At 40.1% G+C, this 15,920-nt stretch carries 15 protein-coding genes; 9 read left to right on the top strand and 6 right to left on the bottom strand.

The window, feature by feature from the left end:
* The coding region (locus Q8907_04445) for a hypothetical protein (GenBank protein MDP4273509.1) at positions 1–697 on the top strand (697 nt) is incomplete at its 5' end.
* Between the two features lie 101 nt (positions 698–798).
* Here the strand turns inward: Q8907_04445 and uvrA are convergent.
* The gene (gene uvrA / locus Q8907_04440; protein ID MDP4273508.1) at positions 799–3,618 is read right to left on the bottom strand and encodes an excinuclease ABC subunit UvrA; all 2,820 of its coding nucleotides are present in this window, start codon (positions 3,616–3,618) and stop codon (positions 799–801) included.
* 171 nt (positions 3,619–3,789) lie between these two features.
* Here uvrA and Q8907_04435 point away from each other — a divergent pair, with 171 nt between their 5' ends.
* From Q8907_04435 to Q8907_04400, 8 genes are all read left to right on the top strand, one after another.
* Positions 3,790–4,377, top strand: a complete 588-nt coding sequence (locus Q8907_04435; protein MDP4273507.1) for a sigma-70 family RNA polymerase sigma factor — start codon at positions 3,790–3,792, stop codon at positions 4,375–4,377.
* Between the two features lie 121 nt (positions 4,378–4,498).
* Complete coding sequence (locus tag Q8907_04430) at positions 4,499–5,236, top strand: nucleotidyltransferase family protein (protein ID MDP4273506.1); 738 nt, start codon at positions 4,499–4,501, stop codon at positions 5,234–5,236.
* Positions 5,237–5,378: 142 nt separating this feature from the next.
* On the top strand, positions 5,379–6,188 hold the full coding sequence (locus tag Q8907_04425; protein ID MDP4273505.1) for a DUF3108 domain-containing protein: 810 nt from the start codon (positions 5,379–5,381) through the stop codon (positions 6,186–6,188).
* Positions 6,189–6,482: 294 nt separating this feature from the next.
* Complete coding sequence (locus Q8907_04420; protein MDP4273504.1) at positions 6,483–7,196, top strand: 4Fe-4S dicluster domain-containing protein; 714 nt, start codon at positions 6,483–6,485, stop codon at positions 7,194–7,196.
* Complete coding sequence (locus Q8907_04415; protein MDP4273503.1) at positions 7,189–8,256, top strand: heterodisulfide reductase-related iron-sulfur binding cluster; 1,068 nt, start codon at positions 7,189–7,191, stop codon at positions 8,254–8,256. The genes Q8907_04420 and Q8907_04415 overlap by 8 nt, the downstream gene beginning before the upstream one ends.
* Positions 8,257–8,312: 56 nt before the next feature.
* Positions 8,313–9,362: an FAD-dependent oxidoreductase gene (locus Q8907_04410; GenBank protein MDP4273502.1), complete on the top strand. Its 1,050-nt coding sequence runs from the start codon at positions 8,313–8,315 to the stop codon at positions 9,360–9,362.
* 3 nt (positions 9,363–9,365) lie between these two features.
* A complete protein-coding gene (locus Q8907_04405) occupies positions 9,366–9,710 on the top strand; it encodes a 4Fe-4S dicluster domain-containing protein (protein MDP4273501.1) in 345 nt (114 codons plus the stop codon).
* Between the two features lie 143 nt (positions 9,711–9,853).
* The gene (locus Q8907_04400; GenBank protein ID MDP4273500.1) at positions 9,854–11,710 is read left to right on the top strand and encodes a (Fe-S)-binding protein; all 1,857 of its coding nucleotides are present in this window, start codon (positions 9,854–9,856) and stop codon (positions 11,708–11,710) included.
* A gap of 172 nt (positions 11,711–11,882) precedes the next feature.
* On the opposite strand, the gene Q8907_04395 is transcribed toward Q8907_04400, so the two are convergent.
* The 5 genes from Q8907_04395 to Q8907_04375 all read right to left on the bottom strand — a co-directional run.
* Complete coding sequence (locus tag Q8907_04395; GenBank protein MDP4273499.1) at positions 11,883–12,863, bottom strand: hypothetical protein; 981 nt, start codon at positions 12,861–12,863, stop codon at positions 11,883–11,885.
* Positions 12,864–13,208: 345 nt separating this feature from the next.
* Positions 13,209–13,991, bottom strand: a complete 783-nt coding sequence (locus tag Q8907_04390; protein MDP4273498.1) for a C4-type zinc ribbon domain-containing protein — start codon at positions 13,989–13,991, stop codon at positions 13,209–13,211.
* 2 nt (positions 13,992–13,993) lie between these two features.
* The gene (locus tag Q8907_04385; GenBank protein MDP4273497.1) at positions 13,994–15,088 is read right to left on the bottom strand and encodes a Nif3-like dinuclear metal center hexameric protein; all 1,095 of its coding nucleotides are present in this window, start codon (positions 15,086–15,088) and stop codon (positions 13,994–13,996) included.
* Between the two features lie 41 nt (positions 15,089–15,129).
* The gene (locus Q8907_04380) at positions 15,130–15,465 is read right to left on the bottom strand and encodes a MerR family transcriptional regulator (GenBank protein MDP4273496.1); all 336 of its coding nucleotides are present in this window, start codon (positions 15,463–15,465) and stop codon (positions 15,130–15,132) included.
* Between the two features lie 9 nt (positions 15,466–15,474).
* Positions 15,475–15,920 (bottom strand): M23 family metallopeptidase (locus Q8907_04375; protein MDP4273495.1); only part of this gene is annotated, 446 nt, incomplete at its 5' end.

The raw sequence follows: 15,920 nt of genomic DNA, 5'->3' as shown, positions 1-15,920 counted from the left end.
CTATAAGATTTTTTTACACCATAATATTCGTCATTCTGCTTCATTAGTCACCGGGATTGAAAATGAATTTTCAAAATTCAGGGGGAATCCGTATGCGATGGGGAATCAGACGTTTACCACTGCATTTTTGAATTTCTACGGGTTTTATCATTTTGATACGTACAACAGGGTTGCATATCCGCAAAGAGGCACAAATTTGACGGTACAGGGGAAATTTGTTACGGATGCGTGGAACAAAAAGATGCATCCTGTAAAACAATTTTTGGTTTCATGGAAATCGGCATATAGTCTGACAGAGAGGCTTACAGTTTTGCCGGGGGCTTATGCCGGAACTGTATTCGGCGATTCTATTCCTTATCCTTATTATCTTTTTAGTGGAGGCGTGGAAAATACGATAGACAAAGGGGTTTTCCCTTTTATCGGGATGAATCTTTTACAGAAAGTCGATAAAAACATAGTTATTGCCCGTTGCGACCTGCAGATGGAATTTATGAAAAACCAATTTGTCGTGTTGAAAGCCAATGTCGGAAAAGGCACACAACGTTTTGACGATTTATTCGGTATCTCATCATTGTATAGCGGTTTGGGGCTTACTTATGGCTTCAGCAGCCCCATTGGCCCGCTTGAACTGACCCTGATGACTTCCAACGCCAATCCGCATTTAAATACCTATTTCAATTTAGGGTATTGGTTTTAGAAAGTTGCATCAAAACAATAATTTGTTTCGCCATTAAGTGGCCGGGAATAGGATTGTTCGATGTGCAACAAAGCGTAAAATATGCCTCGTTAAAACATAGATTATCCCTTTATTTTAGTCTTTAAAAATTTTCCTGTAAAGGATTCTTTGCATTTGACTATATCTTCAGGTTTTCCTTCAAATACAAGGCTTCCGCCTTTTTTCCCTCCTTCGGGTCCAAGGTCTATGATCCAATCTGCACTTTTAATGACATCCAGATTATGCTCTATGATCACTATAGAATGTCCGTTTTTCAGGAGGGCATTAAAGGCTTCCAGCAATTTGTTAATGTCATGGAAATGCAAGCCTGTAGTGGGTTCGTCGAAGATAAAGAGATAATGATCCGAATAGGCTCCTTTACTCAGGAAAGAAGCGAGTTTGACACGCTGGCTTTCACCGCCGCTGAGTGTGCTCGATGACTGCCCCAGTTTGATGTACCCTAAACCTACATCTGCCAATGGCTTCAGCTTTTCAACAATACGTTTTTCAATGGTCCCTTTTTGTCCGCTGAAAAAATCAATGGCTTCATCAACCGTCATATTCAGCACATCGTCAATATTTTTGTCCCTGTATTTGACTTCAAGCACTTCGGGTTTGAAACGTTTTCCCCCGCAGCTTTCACAAATCAGGTTTACATCGGCCATAAACTGCATTTCAACCTTAATGGTGCCTTCACCCTGGCATTCCTCACAACGGCCGCCGTCAATATTAAAAGAAAAATGTGCTGCTTTCAGGTTGTTGTATTTTGCCAATGGCTGTTCGGCAAACAACTTGCGTATCTCGTCGTAGACTTTCAAGTAAGTAACCGGATTGGAACGGGAAGATTTGCCAATAGGATTCTGGTCGACAAATTCAACGTTGGAGATCATTTTCATGTCTCCGGACATCTTGTCGAAATCGCCTGATTTTTCGCCTGTACCATTGAAATATTTATTCAGGGAAGCAAAGAGTATATCCCTTACCAGCGTCGATTTTCCCGATCCGCTCACGCCTGTTACCACGCACATGACGTTAAGCGGAAACCTGACATCAATATTTTTTAAATTATTTTCCCTGGCCCCTGTAATTTCTATATAATTGTTCCATTTCCTGCGGCTTTCAGGAAGTGAGATCGACAATTTCCCGGTGAGATATTGGGCCGTCAGGCTGTTTTTGCTTTTAACCAGTTCTTCGTTGTTGCCCTGGAACATGACTTCCCCTCCAAGTCGTCCGGCGAACGGGCCAATATCAATGATTTCATCAGCAGAGCGGATAATTTCCTCATCGTGTTCCACCACAATAACCGTATTGCCTATCTGTTGAAGTTTGCGGAGCACGTTAATTAAAAGGTTTGTATCGCGGGGATGCAGGCCTATACTTGGTTCATCAAGTATATAAAGGGAACCAACCAGACTGCTGCCCAGTGAAGTGGCCAGGTTGATGCGCTGTGATTCCCCGCCTGAAAGGGTAGACGACAAGCGGTTGAGGGTGAGGTAACCCAAACCTACATTGATCAGAAAGTCCAGACGGTTATTTATCTCTGTCATAATGCGTTTGGACAGGGTCCGTTCATAGGGGGACAATTGCAGGTTGAGGAAGAAACTGCGAAGTTCATCAACAGGCATGATCACCAGTTCCTGGATATTTTTCCCTCCCATCTTGACGTACGAAGTTTCTTTTTTTAAACGTGAGCCATGACAGGCCGGGCATATAGTCTTTCCCCGGTAACGCGACAACATTACCCTGTACTGGATTTTATATTGTTTTTCCTCTAAATATTTGAAGAAATCGTTTAATCCATGGAAATACCGGTTTCCTTCCCAAAGTAATTGTTTCTGTTCGGCAGTCAGTTCATAAAAAGGTTTATGAATGGGGAAATTAAATTTATCGGCATTATAGACCAATTTTTCCTTCCATTGCTGCATCTTTTCTCCTTTCCAGCAAAAAATAGCATCTTCATAAACAGACAGGCTTTTATTGGGAACCACCAGATCGGGGTCTATTCCTATAATTTTCCCATAGCCTTCGCAGGTCGGGCATGCCCCAAGGGGATTGTTAAAGCTGAACATATATTCTGTAGGTTCTTCAAACCGGATTCCATCAGCTTCAAACTGGTCGGAGAAAATCTGTGTGGTGGTTTGTTCTGCTTCATAAACTTTGACGATGCAGGTTCCTTCGCCTTCAGCAAATGCTGTCAGGACCGAATCCGCATAACGGCTTTGCGATTCCTCATCGTAACTCAGTTTTATACGGTCAATCAGAATATTGATTTTATCTTCTTCTTTGGAATAAGTATCAAGGTCTTTTAAAACATCAGAAATCCGCAACACTTTATCGTTTAGTTCGATACGTGTGATGCCCTGGTCGAAAAACACCTCCAGCCGGTCTTTTAATGATTTGTTTTCATGATTGATCAGCGGGGATAAAATATGTATGGTGGTAGCTTCATCAAATGAAGTGATATAATTGACTACATCGGTTACACTATGTTTTTTCACCTCAGAACCCGAAACTGGCGAAAATGTTTTGCCAATCCGGGCATAAAGCAGTTTGATGTAGTCATAGATTTCTGTTGAAGTACCCACGGTGGATCGCGGATTCTGGGTGTTTACTTTCTGCTCTATAGCAATTGCAGGAGGAATGCCTCTGATATAGTCCACTTCCGGTTTGTCTATTCTGCCAAGAAACTGCCGGGCATAAGCTGAAAGGCTTTCCACGTACCTTCGTTGCCCTTCAGCATATATGGTGTCAAATGCCAGGGACGATTTACCTGAACCCGACAGACCGGTTATGACGATCATCTTATCACGCGGGATACTCAGGCTTATATTCTTCAGGTTGTGAACCCTCGCCCCTTTTATGACAATTTCTTTGTTCTCATTTTTTGATAAAAAATTTGGCATAATTGCAAAAATTACTATTTTTGAAGCGTCTAAATAAAGGATCAAAATTAATACTTTTTTAGCGACAGTTAAACGGATCATTCGTTTTCTCTTAATAAACCTTTAAATTAAATCTGGAGGACTGCTTATAGAATAGACATTTACCTTTTATTTTAAAAATAGGAGGCTAAAATGGAAGCAAGTAATTTTTCTGATCAAGAACTTATCGAGCAGTCCATCGCAGGAAACCAGAAAAGTCTAGAACTTCTTATCAACCGTTACAGGCGTAAAGTTTTTACTTATATTCTTTTAGTAGTTGGGGATAGACAATTAGCTGAAGATATTTTTCAGGATACTTTCATAAAAGTGATTAATTCACTCAAGGAAGGGAAATATCAGGATAATGGCCGTTTTTTGTCATGGGTCACCCGGATAGCCCACAACCTGGTCATCGATTATTTCCGCAAGGAAAAGCAACTTTCCACTGTTTCTGATGACGACTGTGATGTAAGTGTTTTTAATACAACCAAGCTGGCAGAAGCCAATATTGAAGACTCCATGGTCCGGGATCAAATAATGGAGGATGTGCGTTCGCTGATAGAACAATTGCCGGCCGATCAAAGAGAAGTAATCATGCTCCGCCATTATATGGGTTTGAGTTTTAAGGAAATTGCCGAGCAGACTAATGTCAGCATCAATACTGCCCTTGGGCGCATGCGTTATGCCTTGATCAACCTTCGTAAATTAATAGACGAAAAACATTTGTTACTTACTAAATGAGGGAAGCAGCATAAAATAAGCAATTGAAATGAAACGAATATGTTTGTGAATAAATACAAAACACGAATAAAAATAGCAAACATGGAGTTTCATACGACCTTTAAAAATTAATTGTTTACGTATGAAAGCTATGATATTCGCGGCGGGTTTGGGAACCAGGTTGAGGCCCATCACCAATTCCCGTCCGAAGGCACTGGTGGAAATAGATGGAAAACCTTTACTTCAGATAGCAATTGAAAAACTGAAGCGCTTTGGTTATAATGAGGTTATTGTAAATATTCATCATTTTGGTGAACAGATCATCGATTTCTTAAAAGCAAACCATAATTTCGATATACATATTGAAATATCTGATGAAAGGGACCTTTTGCTGGATACAGGCGGAGGATTAAAAAAAGCAGCCTGGTTTTTTGATGACGGACAGCCATTTTTGGTTCATAATGTTGATATCCTCTCAGGGTTAGATTTTAACATGATGAGGGATGCCCATCTTAAGTCTGGTGCTCTGGCTACCCTTGCCGTTCAGAATCGTCCTACATCACGGTCATTGTTGCTGAATCCCGGGAATTGTCTGGCCGGCTGGCGCAATAATGTTACCGGAGAGCTTAAGCTTTCGTGTGAATCAGCTGAAGGATTGACTCCTACAGCTTTTAGTGGTATTCATATGATCAGCCCCGGGATATTTCCTTTAATTCAAGAGCAAGGCGTCTTTTCTATTATAGATGTCTATTTGCGCCTGGCCCGGAAATACAATATTTCAACATTTAACCATGATCATTCTTTCTGGATGGATCTTGGACGTATTGAACATCTTCGGGACATTGAAGAAAAAATAAAGTCTCATTCTGTAATATTGTAACTTATTGATTATCAATAAGTTACAATATTTGTTCTGATTTTTATCCGATTTTTTTTCTGAACAGCAACAACCTTATTTTGCATATTTGCCTGATTTTAATTTTTTGGTGTAATTTTGAAAAAAATGTAATTCCCGGGCAATAATGAAAAAAAAAGAAAATATTCTGAAAAAAAATCTATTGCTTTCCTGTTTGATTCTTTTTTATACTGCATCGACGTTTGCTCAATACGGAATTGAAAATAAAACATTTAATATCGGCGAACGGGTTACCTACGATGCCTATTATAATTGGAAATTTGTCTGGGTAAGGGCAGGAGTGGTAGAATTTAAGGTAGGCGATAGGTATTACATGAATCGTCATGTTTATGATGTTCAGGCAACGGGTAGCAGCCTGAAATCCTATGACTGGATGTTTAAGGTGCGTGAAAACTTCAGGTCCTATATAGATATAGACAGTTTCCGCCCCTTGTGGTTTCAGCGCGATACTTATGAGGGCGGATACAAGGCCTTTGAAGAATATTTTTTTGACCATAGGAACAAGAAGATAATTTCCATCACCCATAATTCAAAACGACCCTATAAAAAAGACCAGTTGACCAGTGGGCCTGAAACCTGGGATGCTTTGGGCCTGGTTTATTATACCCGGAATCTTGATTTTTCAAGATATAAGTATAATGAAAAAATTCCTGTTCAAACCGTTATTGATAATGAGGTTTTTAACCTTTATATCCGTTATCTGGGTAAGGAGGACATCATTACCCGTGACAAAAAGAAATATCATTGTTATAAATTCTCTGTCAAGATGATTGAAGGGACTATCTTCAAAGGAGGTGAGGATTTGCGGGTTTGGGTAACCGATGATGCAAACAGAATTCCTGTGTTAGTCGAAGCAAAAATTTTAATTGGTTCTGTTAAAGCAGTTTTAACCGGAACTTATGGATTAAGACATTAAAAAATATTTTTAGCAATAAACTTAATTTTGTTTTATAGATTTGCAAAAGTTTTATGGCTCTCTAAAAAATTTAGGTACAGGATTATAACATTTGATGTTGATTGGTTGTTCTTACTGCTAAATATCTGTCTTTCCTTAATTTGTCAATCCATTTTTAATCTTTTTATTGTTAATTATTAAATGAGTATAAATGCGGATTGGTTCATGCGTATTTATACTTAGGGGAAATTGCGCATGATAAATCAGTGTTTGTGCTCTTTTCTGCATTGTATTTACATGTTAATTTTGTTAACTATGGAAGGATTATTCAATATGCTGATCAAAGATGTGAGGATGAAGGAAGGCCTGAAAGCTTGCATCAATTGTGGCACCTGTACTGCTATTTGTCCGGCTGCTGAATTTTATAATTATGATCCGCGTGTCATCATGGATATAGTTCAGACACGCGACGACAAGCAAATAGAAGCTTTGTTGAAAAGCGATACAATCTGGTATTGTGGAGAATGTATGTCTTGCAAGACCCGGTGTCCGCGTGGAAATGCCCCAGGTTTGGTTATTTGCGCTTTGCGTTCCCTTTCACAAGATTTGGGGTATTTCGTTGAATCTGAAAAAGGCAGGCAACAATTTGCCATTAAACGGACTGTTGGCGAGAATATTTTAAAGTGCGGTTATTGTGTAACACCCGATTTGGTTGCTACGGAACTGCATCCTGAACAGGGGCCTGTCTGGGCTTGGGAAAAACAAAACCTGCCCGAACTGATGAAAAAAATGGGCGCCAACTACAAGGGTGAGGGCCCCGGTGCTCTTCGTAATATCCCGGATGAAGCCATTGATGAACTGAAAAATATATTTGAAGTGACCGGAGCCAACGACCGTTTCGAAAAAATAGAGAAATATTCGGCTGAGAAAGCAAAGGAAATGAATATGAACATTGACGAAAGTCTGGATAATGAATATTTTCAGGCTGCTTTTACCCACAACAACCAGAAACATTCGCAACATGATTAAAGAAGGAAAGAAACTCATCTGGCAGGATTACCAGAAAGAGATTGCCGGGGATCATTTTTTCTACGTCAGAAGTTGCATCCGTCAGACTTTTTTCCCTGGCTCAGAATGGGCTTTTATCAAAATACTAAAGGAATTTCTGCACAAGGATTTGTACGAAAATCCTGCACACACCACCTGCACCGGAATTGGTTACCACACTGATGTTGTACCTTTCGATACAACCATGACTGTGGCTGCCCGACAGTTTGCCCTGATGACCGAAGCGGGTTACGAAAACCTGATTCCTTCGTGTATCACCTCATTTGGATTATATACTGAAATTCTTGAAACCTGGCGTGAGTTTCCTGAAGTTGAGGCCAGAGTGCGCGAATTTTTGTGGAAGGCTACTCGACGCGAGTTTAAAAAACCCAAAAACCTTGCACATGCCAGTGATGTGATTTTTAAGTTTCGCAATCAAATTGCAGCTCAGGCAAAATACAGGCTGGTGAACAAGTTGACCGGCGAGCCTTTACGCGTTGTTGAACACATCGGTTGCCATTATGCCAAGATGTTCCCCAGCAAAGGTGTGGGAGGTGCCGAATATCCTTATGTGCTTACCGGTATGGTTGAATCCTGGGGCGGACAAGTGATTGATTATCCCGAACGCCGTCATTGTTGTGGTTTCGGATTCAGGCAATATTTAGTTCAGGCAAACCGTGGCTTCTCTATAGCCTGTTCGAAAAAGAAATTTGATTCGATGGAACCATACAAACCGGATATGATCATTACCAATTGTCCGGGATGCCCTATGTTTCTGGATAGATGGCAGTATGTAATCGGGGAGATGGAAGGCAAAACCTATGGGCCCGACGGGCATGGTATTCCGGTGTTTACTTATGAGGAGGTTGCCGGTTTGTTGTTGGGTTTGGATCCCTGGAGGCTAGGTCTACAGGTTCATCAGGTTTCCTGCGAATCTGTCCTCGACAAGATCGGCATTGAATATGATCCTGATGAGAAATATAAAAGCTTAGACGGCAAAGACCTGGGAAGGCCAGAAGTGCCGTCAGTGCTGAAAGTTTAAAATATTTGAATGGTAAAAATGATTGTTAAAGGACATTTTATTCAGCCATTTAATCAATTCTTAATTTATTTGTTACTTTAATGAACAAGAAAGTAATCATCATTGGGGCGGGTGCTGCAGGAATGGAAACGGCTGTAAGCCTTTCAAAAAGCGGGCATCATGTTACCCTCATAGAAAAAGAATCTAAGCTGGGTGGCCATTTGCTGCAGTGGGACAGGCTCTTTCCCAACAGGAGGCCTGCATCTGATGTCGTCAATTACCTGAAAAACAATATAAATGGCACTATTGAGACAATTAACAATACCCTTGTCAATCATATAGAGAAGAATGATGGACGCTTTGTGGTGGAAACCAACCACGGTCATTTCCTGGATGCCGATGCTATTGTAGTCACTACTGGTTTTGAGGTTTTTGATGCCAGAAAGAAAGAAGAATATGGTTATGGGATATATAACAACGTATTGACCTCGGCTGACCTGGAGAGGCTTTTTAAGGAAGGTAAGCCTTTATTGACTAATGAAGGTAATTCGCCTAAACGCATTGGGTTTATTCATTGTGTAGGCTCGCGCGACCAGAAAGCCGGGCACCTCTACTGTTCCCAGGTTTGCTGTGTAACCGGGGTGAAGCAGGCTATAGAAGTAAAGGAAATGCTGCCCGAAGCTGAGGTGTTCTCTTTCTACATGGATCTTCGGATGTTTGATAAAGGATTTGAAGCTTTATATCGTGAAGCCCAAGAAAAATATGGAGTGAATTTCATCCGGGGGCGGCTTTCAGAAGCTTGCGAAAATAATGACGGAAGTATATTGCTGAAGGTTGAAGATACCCTGGCCGGCAGGCCGATGAAGATGTCTGTGGATTTGCTGGTTTTACTTGTTGGTTTTGTTCCCGCTGGCAGTACTGCTGATCTGGCCAATATGTTGGGCATGAGCCTTTCGGTTGATGGTTTTCTTGAAGTGAAAGATGACAATATGCTGACTACCGTTTCCCCGGTTGAAGGTGTATTCCTGGCTGGTGCTTGTTGCGGGCCTAAAACTATTGCCTGTACTTTGAACGAAGCCCGTTCGGCGGCTTTGAAAGTAAATGAATATTTGAGGGAAAAAAATTAATCGATGAAAAATTTTGGTTTTTATATACAACCCGATAGTCAGATTGATTTTGACAACAACAACAGAAATTTGGCCGCGCTTGTAAGCCAGAGAGAGCCTTCGTTTGACTGGTGCATAGGCTGCGGTACCTGTACAGCTACCTGCACCGCAGGGAATTTTACGGGGTTTAATTTTAGAAAAGTGGCTTTGTTGGTACATCGTGGTGAAAACGAACAAGCCCTTCAGGAAGTTGAAAAGTGCATGCTGTGCGGAAAATGTAATCTGGCTTGCCCCAGGGGAGTGAATACAAGGAATGTAGTGGCCAGCATTCAGAAGATTTTTTCGCGGTATCAGAATTTAGTTTATTGATTCTTGCAATTTATAGGTAAACAAGTGTGGGGTTCTTAGAATTCAACTTGTTTTTTTAAGAAATTTGATGAAACGGGCATATTGGTTAAACACAAACATAATATGCGAGTTCCATTCTACCTTAATTATAAAATTATTTAAGGATGAAATTTGATCTGTTCGTCTTGCCGTTTACTGTCGGATTGGTGGTAATGGTTGCCTTGCTCGTTTTTAAGTACCTTAAGTGGTTAAAGGCATTGAGCAGGGAAGAAAAAGAAAAAATCAAACAAAATGTTTTTTCATTTTGTTCTTTGAAAGCTCTTAAGGAGATCTTTCTGGAATGTTTACTGCACAGGCGAATATTCAAAGTAAACCTCTTTCTGGGATTTATGCATACTTCACTGGCCTTTGGCTGGTTTCTGCTTATTGTCATGGGCAATGTGGAGTCAAAATTTTTTAGTGATGTTCCTCTAAATCCTCCATATTATCCGATATTTTTCCGGTTTTTTGAACCTGCTCCATCTGCCTTCACCTTTTCAGCTGGTTTTACCTTTTTTATGGATTTCTTTTTGCTGGTCGTCCTTTCCGGTGTTGTGCTGGCGTTTACCAAACGTTTTTATTCCAAAATGTTTGGGATGAAAAAGACTACCGTGATGAAACCCGGTGATAAGTTCGCATTGATTTCTCTTTGGTTTATTTTCCCGTTGCGACTGCTGGCCGAAAGTTTTACTTCGGGCGTTTATGGCCATGGCGGGTTTCTTACCGGAACAGTTGGCCGTTTTTTTGCTTCGTTCCTCCCTGTTGGCTCGCTGATCTATCCTTCATGGTGGGCATATTCGGTTTCTTTGGGCGTCTTTTTCGTGGCTTTACCTTTTTCGCGCTACATGCACATTCCAACGGAAGCTCTGCTTATTTTCCTGAGGCAATACGGATTGAAAAACGGAAAGGAAAACGGAGTTTTTTCTGACATTGAGATAAATTCCTGTCCACGTTGCGGGATATGTATTGATAAATGCCAATTGGCCTCTGCTGCCCATAATTATTCGGTGCAGTCGGTTTATTTTCTCCGTTCTGTTCGCGAGAAAAGCGTGGAGGAAAAAGTGACCTTTGACTGCCTGCTATGCGGGCGGTGTAAGGAATATTGCCCTGTAAAGATCGATACTATTTCCATTCGTCAGAATCAGCGCAGCGGATACCTTCCCGATCATGCTGAAGCCTATAATTATTTAAAACCGGCCAGGGCTCAAAAAGCCGATATGATTTATTTTGCGGGATGTATGACTCATCTGACACCGGCTATTCAGCATTCCATGTTAAAGATATTCCGTGCTGCCCGGGAAAATTTCTGGTTTATGGATGAGGATGGCAGTGTTTGCTGTGGAAGGCCATTGATGATGGCAGGCAAGGCCGAATCGGCCAAAAGGCTTATGGAACACAATATAGCGGCGATTAAGGCTTCCGGGGCAAAACTTTTGGTTACTTCATGTCCCATTTGCTATCGTGTTTTCAGGGAAGAATACCATCTGGATATTAAAGTAATGCACCATACCCAATACCTGTTGAAACTGATTAATGAAAACAGGGTTCAATTAAGCCATCAGGATTTAACCGTCGTTTATCATGACCCCTGCGAACTGGGCCGGGGATGTGGCGTGTATGAAGAACCACGTGCAGTCTTGCAAAATATAGCCGCTTTGCTAAAAGTGAAAAACGAAAGGGATCATTCCTTATGCTGCGGAGGCAGTCTGGGAAATCTTCAGATCAGTACTGCTCAAAGAACGGCAGTTCAGAAAGATGTAGTTGCCCGGCTTTCTGTAGACCATCCGGATATTATCGTTACGGCTTGTCCTTCATGTAAGAAAACACTTAATATTGCATCTCCCGTGCCGGTAAAGGATATCGCTGAAATATTCGTGCAATCGCTTGAACAACCTGCCGTGCTCAAACATCATGTTTTCGAAAAAGAACCCTTGCAAAAGGTTAAGAAGGAAGAAATCGTGGTAAGCTATTCAAATAAATAAGATGGGCGAAAATTATTACTGAACCAAAATTTGGATCAACACCATTTGTTTCTTGCATCCAATTTGTGTCCTGGTTTCAGGTCAAAATGAAAAGCTTTTTAATTCAGAAGTTCGGACTGATATACATTAGTTCTATACCTTTAATTGAAAAGGAACAGGTTCTGCCTGTTCTCTATTTTCTGAATCTCTTGGGCCTGAATGCTTCAACTTTAAATAGCAGCTCAAAAAATAACAGATGGGAATAATGAAATTGTAATCTACTGTTATTCCATGCTAAAAATGAGGGATAATAATTTATTCCCAGGTTAAAGCTGTTGGATATCCTGAAGTATGTCGAAAAGGCTAGTCCTGCATTGTTTTGTTGTTTTGAATATTTAAGCGTGTCGATGTAATGGGGAAATAGTTCAACGCATTCTCTTTCATAGTGCAAAGTCCTTGTGAACTGAAGCCCCAGATCATAGTGCCATCTGTTTTTAAAATCACTCCCAATCTGAATAGTTCCATAAACAGCACTTGAACTTTGGTGACTACTCGAGTCAGCATAGTCAATTGGTGCCGGGAAAGGGAGCATAAAATCGGTTAATACTCCAAAATTTGAACTAATACAGTATTTGTCTGAAAGATAATATTCAAATCCGCCAGAGAGTCCTAAAAAACCGAAACTGCTTCCATAACCGTTCCCCTTGTTCAGGTACAAAAGATTTCCTTCAGGAATAGATAGTTTTAAATTCAATAAATTCTTTTCCGGGCTCAGCCAGGGCCTGTACATTTTTGTTGATACTTTGGGTTTGAAATCGAGGGTTAGGTAATTGGGATAGGTAAATCTTCGGGGATTAGTAAGATCAATGACATATCCAAAAATTCCTATGCCCGAAAACATATTGCCGACTAAAAAAGCCGCTGAGAGTTTGCTTCTTAATTCAATTTGCTTCTGAAGGGTATCTTTTCTTGCGGTAATCCACAAGTTTTTCTTTGAACGTTCAACATTAATCCGGGTGGGTGTTTGGTACCACCTGGTCGTATCATTGTTTATGCATATTTTGGTTGAATCACTGTCTGAATGAATTTGGATATCCACTGTTCGTTGATGAAGCAGGGTAGCACAAGAACTTAACGAAAAGACCAACGGAATGATAAAATATTTTTTCATCATATGCGGATATAAACAATTAACCCGGGATATCAAAATTGGGATTCTTGCACATCTGTAAAAAGAACTTGAAATTATCCAAAAGTTATGTGAATTCAAACCCAACCCAAAAAAACTACCCGGTACTGCATAACTCTGATTGTAATCAACAATTCTTAAATACTATTTCTAACAAATGTAATTATTTTTGATTGAGGTTGCAAATTATTTGCCGGCATATGATGACTTTCACCTGCAAATGGCAAAAGCATAAGGGAGAACGGAAAATAAATTTGCATTGCATAAAAAAACCCGTATAAAAGTAACTTATACGGGTATATATTTTAACCCTAAAGGGCTTATTTTCAATTATTCAGCAGCTTCTTCTTTCTTTTCGCCATTGATTTCGTCGTCAACCAGGATACGACCACAGTATTCGCAAACGATGATTTTCTTTCTGGATTTGATATCTAGCTGGCGCTGAGGCGGAATCTTATTAAAGCAACCCCCGCAGGCGTCACGTTGAACAGTTACTACTGCAAGTCCGTTTTGAGCATTTGCCCTGATCCGCCTATAAGCGTTCAATAAACGGGGTTCAATCACCTTGGCGATTTCTTCCGATTTTTTCTGAAGCAATTTTTCTTCTTTCTGCGTATCGTTTACAATTGAATTGAGTTCCGATTTTTTAGTCTGAAGGTCGCTTCTTCTTTCTTCAACTGTTTTATTGGATTGTTTAATTAATTCCTTTTTGTCTTTAACCTGTTGGGTGAATTCCTTAATCCGTTTCTCGCTCAATTCAATCTCAAGGTTCTGAAATTCCAACTCTTTGGATAGGGAATCATATTCCCTGTTATTTTTTACATTTTTCTGTTGTTCGGTGTATTTTTTGATTAATGCCTGTGAGTTGACAATCTCTGTTTTTTTCTTGGAAACGGTTGCTTCAAGTTCTGCAACTTCATTTTCGTAATTGCTGATTCTGGTTTCAAGTCCGGCAATTTCATCTTCCAGATCCTGAACTTCTAAAGGTAATTCGCCGCGAAGAATTCTTATTTTGTCAATATCTGAATCAACGCATTGAAGTTGATATAAGGCCCTCAGTTTATCCTCAATGGATACTTCGGCTAAGTCGTTATTCTTTTTCTCTTGTATCATATTTACAAATAATTTATCGGATTGGATTTTGTTTCTGATAAATAAATGGCAAATGTAGGGAAATTTTTTTTAAGAATATCATAAAAAATTTCTACGGTAAATTGTTCGCTTTCAAAATGGCCAATATCTGCAATAACTATCTGGCTGTCAGCATCGAAAAACTGATGGTACTTAAAATCTGCCGACAGGTATAAGTCGGCTCCTGCAGCGATAGCATCTTTTAGCAGGAAACTTCCACTTCCCCCGCATACAGCCACCCTGCTTATTTTTTTACCCCTTAGTTGGGTATATCTTACTACCGGAATGTTAAAGGTATTTTTTATTTTTTTGAGAAATTCCAATTCGTTTGTTGCGACAGGCAGTTCACCAACCATGCCCATGCCCGCCTTGGAATATGTGTTTTCGAGGGGATAGATGTCATAAGCAACTTCTTCATAGGGATGAGCATGCAGCAATGCGTCTGTTATCCGGTTCTGAAGATTTTTTGGAAAGATGATTTCTATTCTTGTCTCGTTTTCAAAGTGAAGTTTGCCAATTTCACCAACAAAAGGGTGAGTATTTGCAGAAGCTCTGAAACTTCCTTTCCCATCAACATTGTAGGAGCACATGTCGTAACTTCCGATACTGCCGGCACCTGCTTCAAATATAGCCGATCTCACTGCCTCTGCATAATCAACAGGCACAAAGGCGACCAATTTACATAGTTGATGTGTGGCAGGTTCAAGAATTTTCGTATTGACCAGCCCCAGTTTTTCGCAGATTTTTTTGTTTACCCCGTTGTCGACACTGTCTAAGTTAGTATGGGCGGAATATATGGCAATTTTATTGCTGATGGCTTTAATTATAGATCTTTCGATATAATTGTTGCCACAAATTTTTTTTATCCCTGAAAAAATCAGGGGATGATGGGATATAATCAGGTTACAGCTTTTAGCAATGGCCTCGTCAATCACTTCTTCTGTTACATCAATAGTTAATAAGGCCGAATTTATTTCCTGGGACGGGGTTCCTATGGTTAAACCCGCATTATCATAAGATTCCTGATAGACCAGGGGAGCATAATTTTCTATAGCAGAAACAATCTCCTTTAATTTCATCAGTGCAATTTTATTTTATTGGTCAGTGGAAGGCATGAATTTTATAAAATTTCTTTGATTTCAAGCAGGACTTCACGAATATCCTGCAAGGTTTTGATTACCTCAAAATTATTTACTGTATCTTCTTTATTTTCTTTGAGCTTTTTCTGCACTCCTTTGAGGGTCATCCCGCAATCTTTTACGTAATGATGAATGAGTCTGAAGTTGTCTATATCCTCATTGGTAAAGAAACGATTGCCTTTTTTATTTTTCTTGGGCTTAATGATGTCAAATTCCTTTTCCCAAAAACGGATTAAGGAAGTGTTTTCCCCAAACATTTTGGCTACTTCACCAATGGAGTAATATAATTTTTCTATTTGCTTTTCTTTATATGGCATTATTTAAGATTAATCGAATGTTTGTCCGCCGCGAGCTGAAATTTGAATCATTTGACTGTATTGGGCCGGCGTCAGGTCATTAAAATAATAATTGATTGGATTAACTATGGAACCATTTTTATGTACTTCATAATGCAAATGAGGTGCTGTTGAAAGTCCTGTACTTCCTACAAAACCGATTACCTGGCCTCTTTTTATCCTTTGTCCGGGATGAACATTGAACCTGCTTAAGTGCGCGTACAAAGTTTGATAACCCCACCCATGGTTGACGACAATCTTATTTCCATATCCCCCGTAAGATGATGAAACTTCTGAGGCAATTCCATCACCGGTAGCAATAACTTTGGTGCCGTAAGCTGCAACAAAATCCATCCCCGGATGGAATTCCTTTATCTTATAAATAGGATGGATACGCCATCCAAAACCCGATGCCGGTCTTACAAGATTTTTTAACG

Source organism: Bacteroidota bacterium, from assembly GCA_030706565.1.
Lineage (GTDB): Bacteria > Bacteroidota > Bacteroidia > Bacteroidales > JAUZOH01 > JAUZOH01.
Note: the sequence above shows the minus strand (reverse complement) of the source record. Positions and strands in the feature narration are given on the sequence as shown.

What these genes read in the sequence shown, in the direction of transcription:
- uvrA (MDP4273508.1), bottom strand. Translation starts at nt 3,618, where the DNA reads ATGCCAAATTTTTTATCAAAAAATGAGAACAAAGAAATTGTCATAAAA.
- Q8907_04435 (MDP4273507.1), top strand. Translation starts at nt 3,790, where the DNA reads ATGGAAGCAAGTAATTTTTCTGATCAAGAACTTATCGAGCAGTCCATC.
- Q8907_04430 (MDP4273506.1), top strand. Translation starts at nt 4,499, where the DNA reads ATGAAAGCTATGATATTCGCGGCGGGTTTGGGAACCAGGTTGAGGCCC.
- Q8907_04425 (MDP4273505.1), top strand. Translation starts at nt 5,379, where the DNA reads ATGAAAAAAAAAGAAAATATTCTGAAAAAAAATCTATTGCTTTCCTGT.
- Q8907_04420 (MDP4273504.1), top strand. Translation starts at nt 6,483, where the DNA reads ATGGAAGGATTATTCAATATGCTGATCAAAGATGTGAGGATGAAGGAA.
- Q8907_04415 (MDP4273503.1), top strand. Translation starts at nt 7,189, where the DNA reads ATGATTAAAGAAGGAAAGAAACTCATCTGGCAGGATTACCAGAAAGAG.
- Q8907_04405 (MDP4273501.1), top strand. Translation starts at nt 9,366, where the DNA reads ATGAAAAATTTTGGTTTTTATATACAACCCGATAGTCAGATTGATTTT.
- Q8907_04400 (MDP4273500.1), top strand. Translation starts at nt 9,854, where the DNA reads ATGAAATTTGATCTGTTCGTCTTGCCGTTTACTGTCGGATTGGTGGTA.
- Q8907_04395 (MDP4273499.1), bottom strand. Translation starts at nt 12,863, where the DNA reads ATGATGAAAAAATATTTTATCATTCCGTTGGTCTTTTCGTTAAGTTCT.
- Q8907_04390 (MDP4273498.1), bottom strand. Translation starts at nt 13,991, where the DNA reads ATGATACAAGAGAAAAAGAATAACGACTTAGCCGAAGTATCCATTGAG.
- Q8907_04385 (MDP4273497.1), bottom strand. Translation starts at nt 15,088, where the DNA reads ATGAAATTAAAGGAGATTGTTTCTGCTATAGAAAATTATGCTCCCCTG.
- Q8907_04380 (MDP4273496.1), bottom strand. Translation starts at nt 15,465, where the DNA reads ATGCCATATAAAGAAAAGCAAATAGAAAAATTATATTACTCCATTGGT.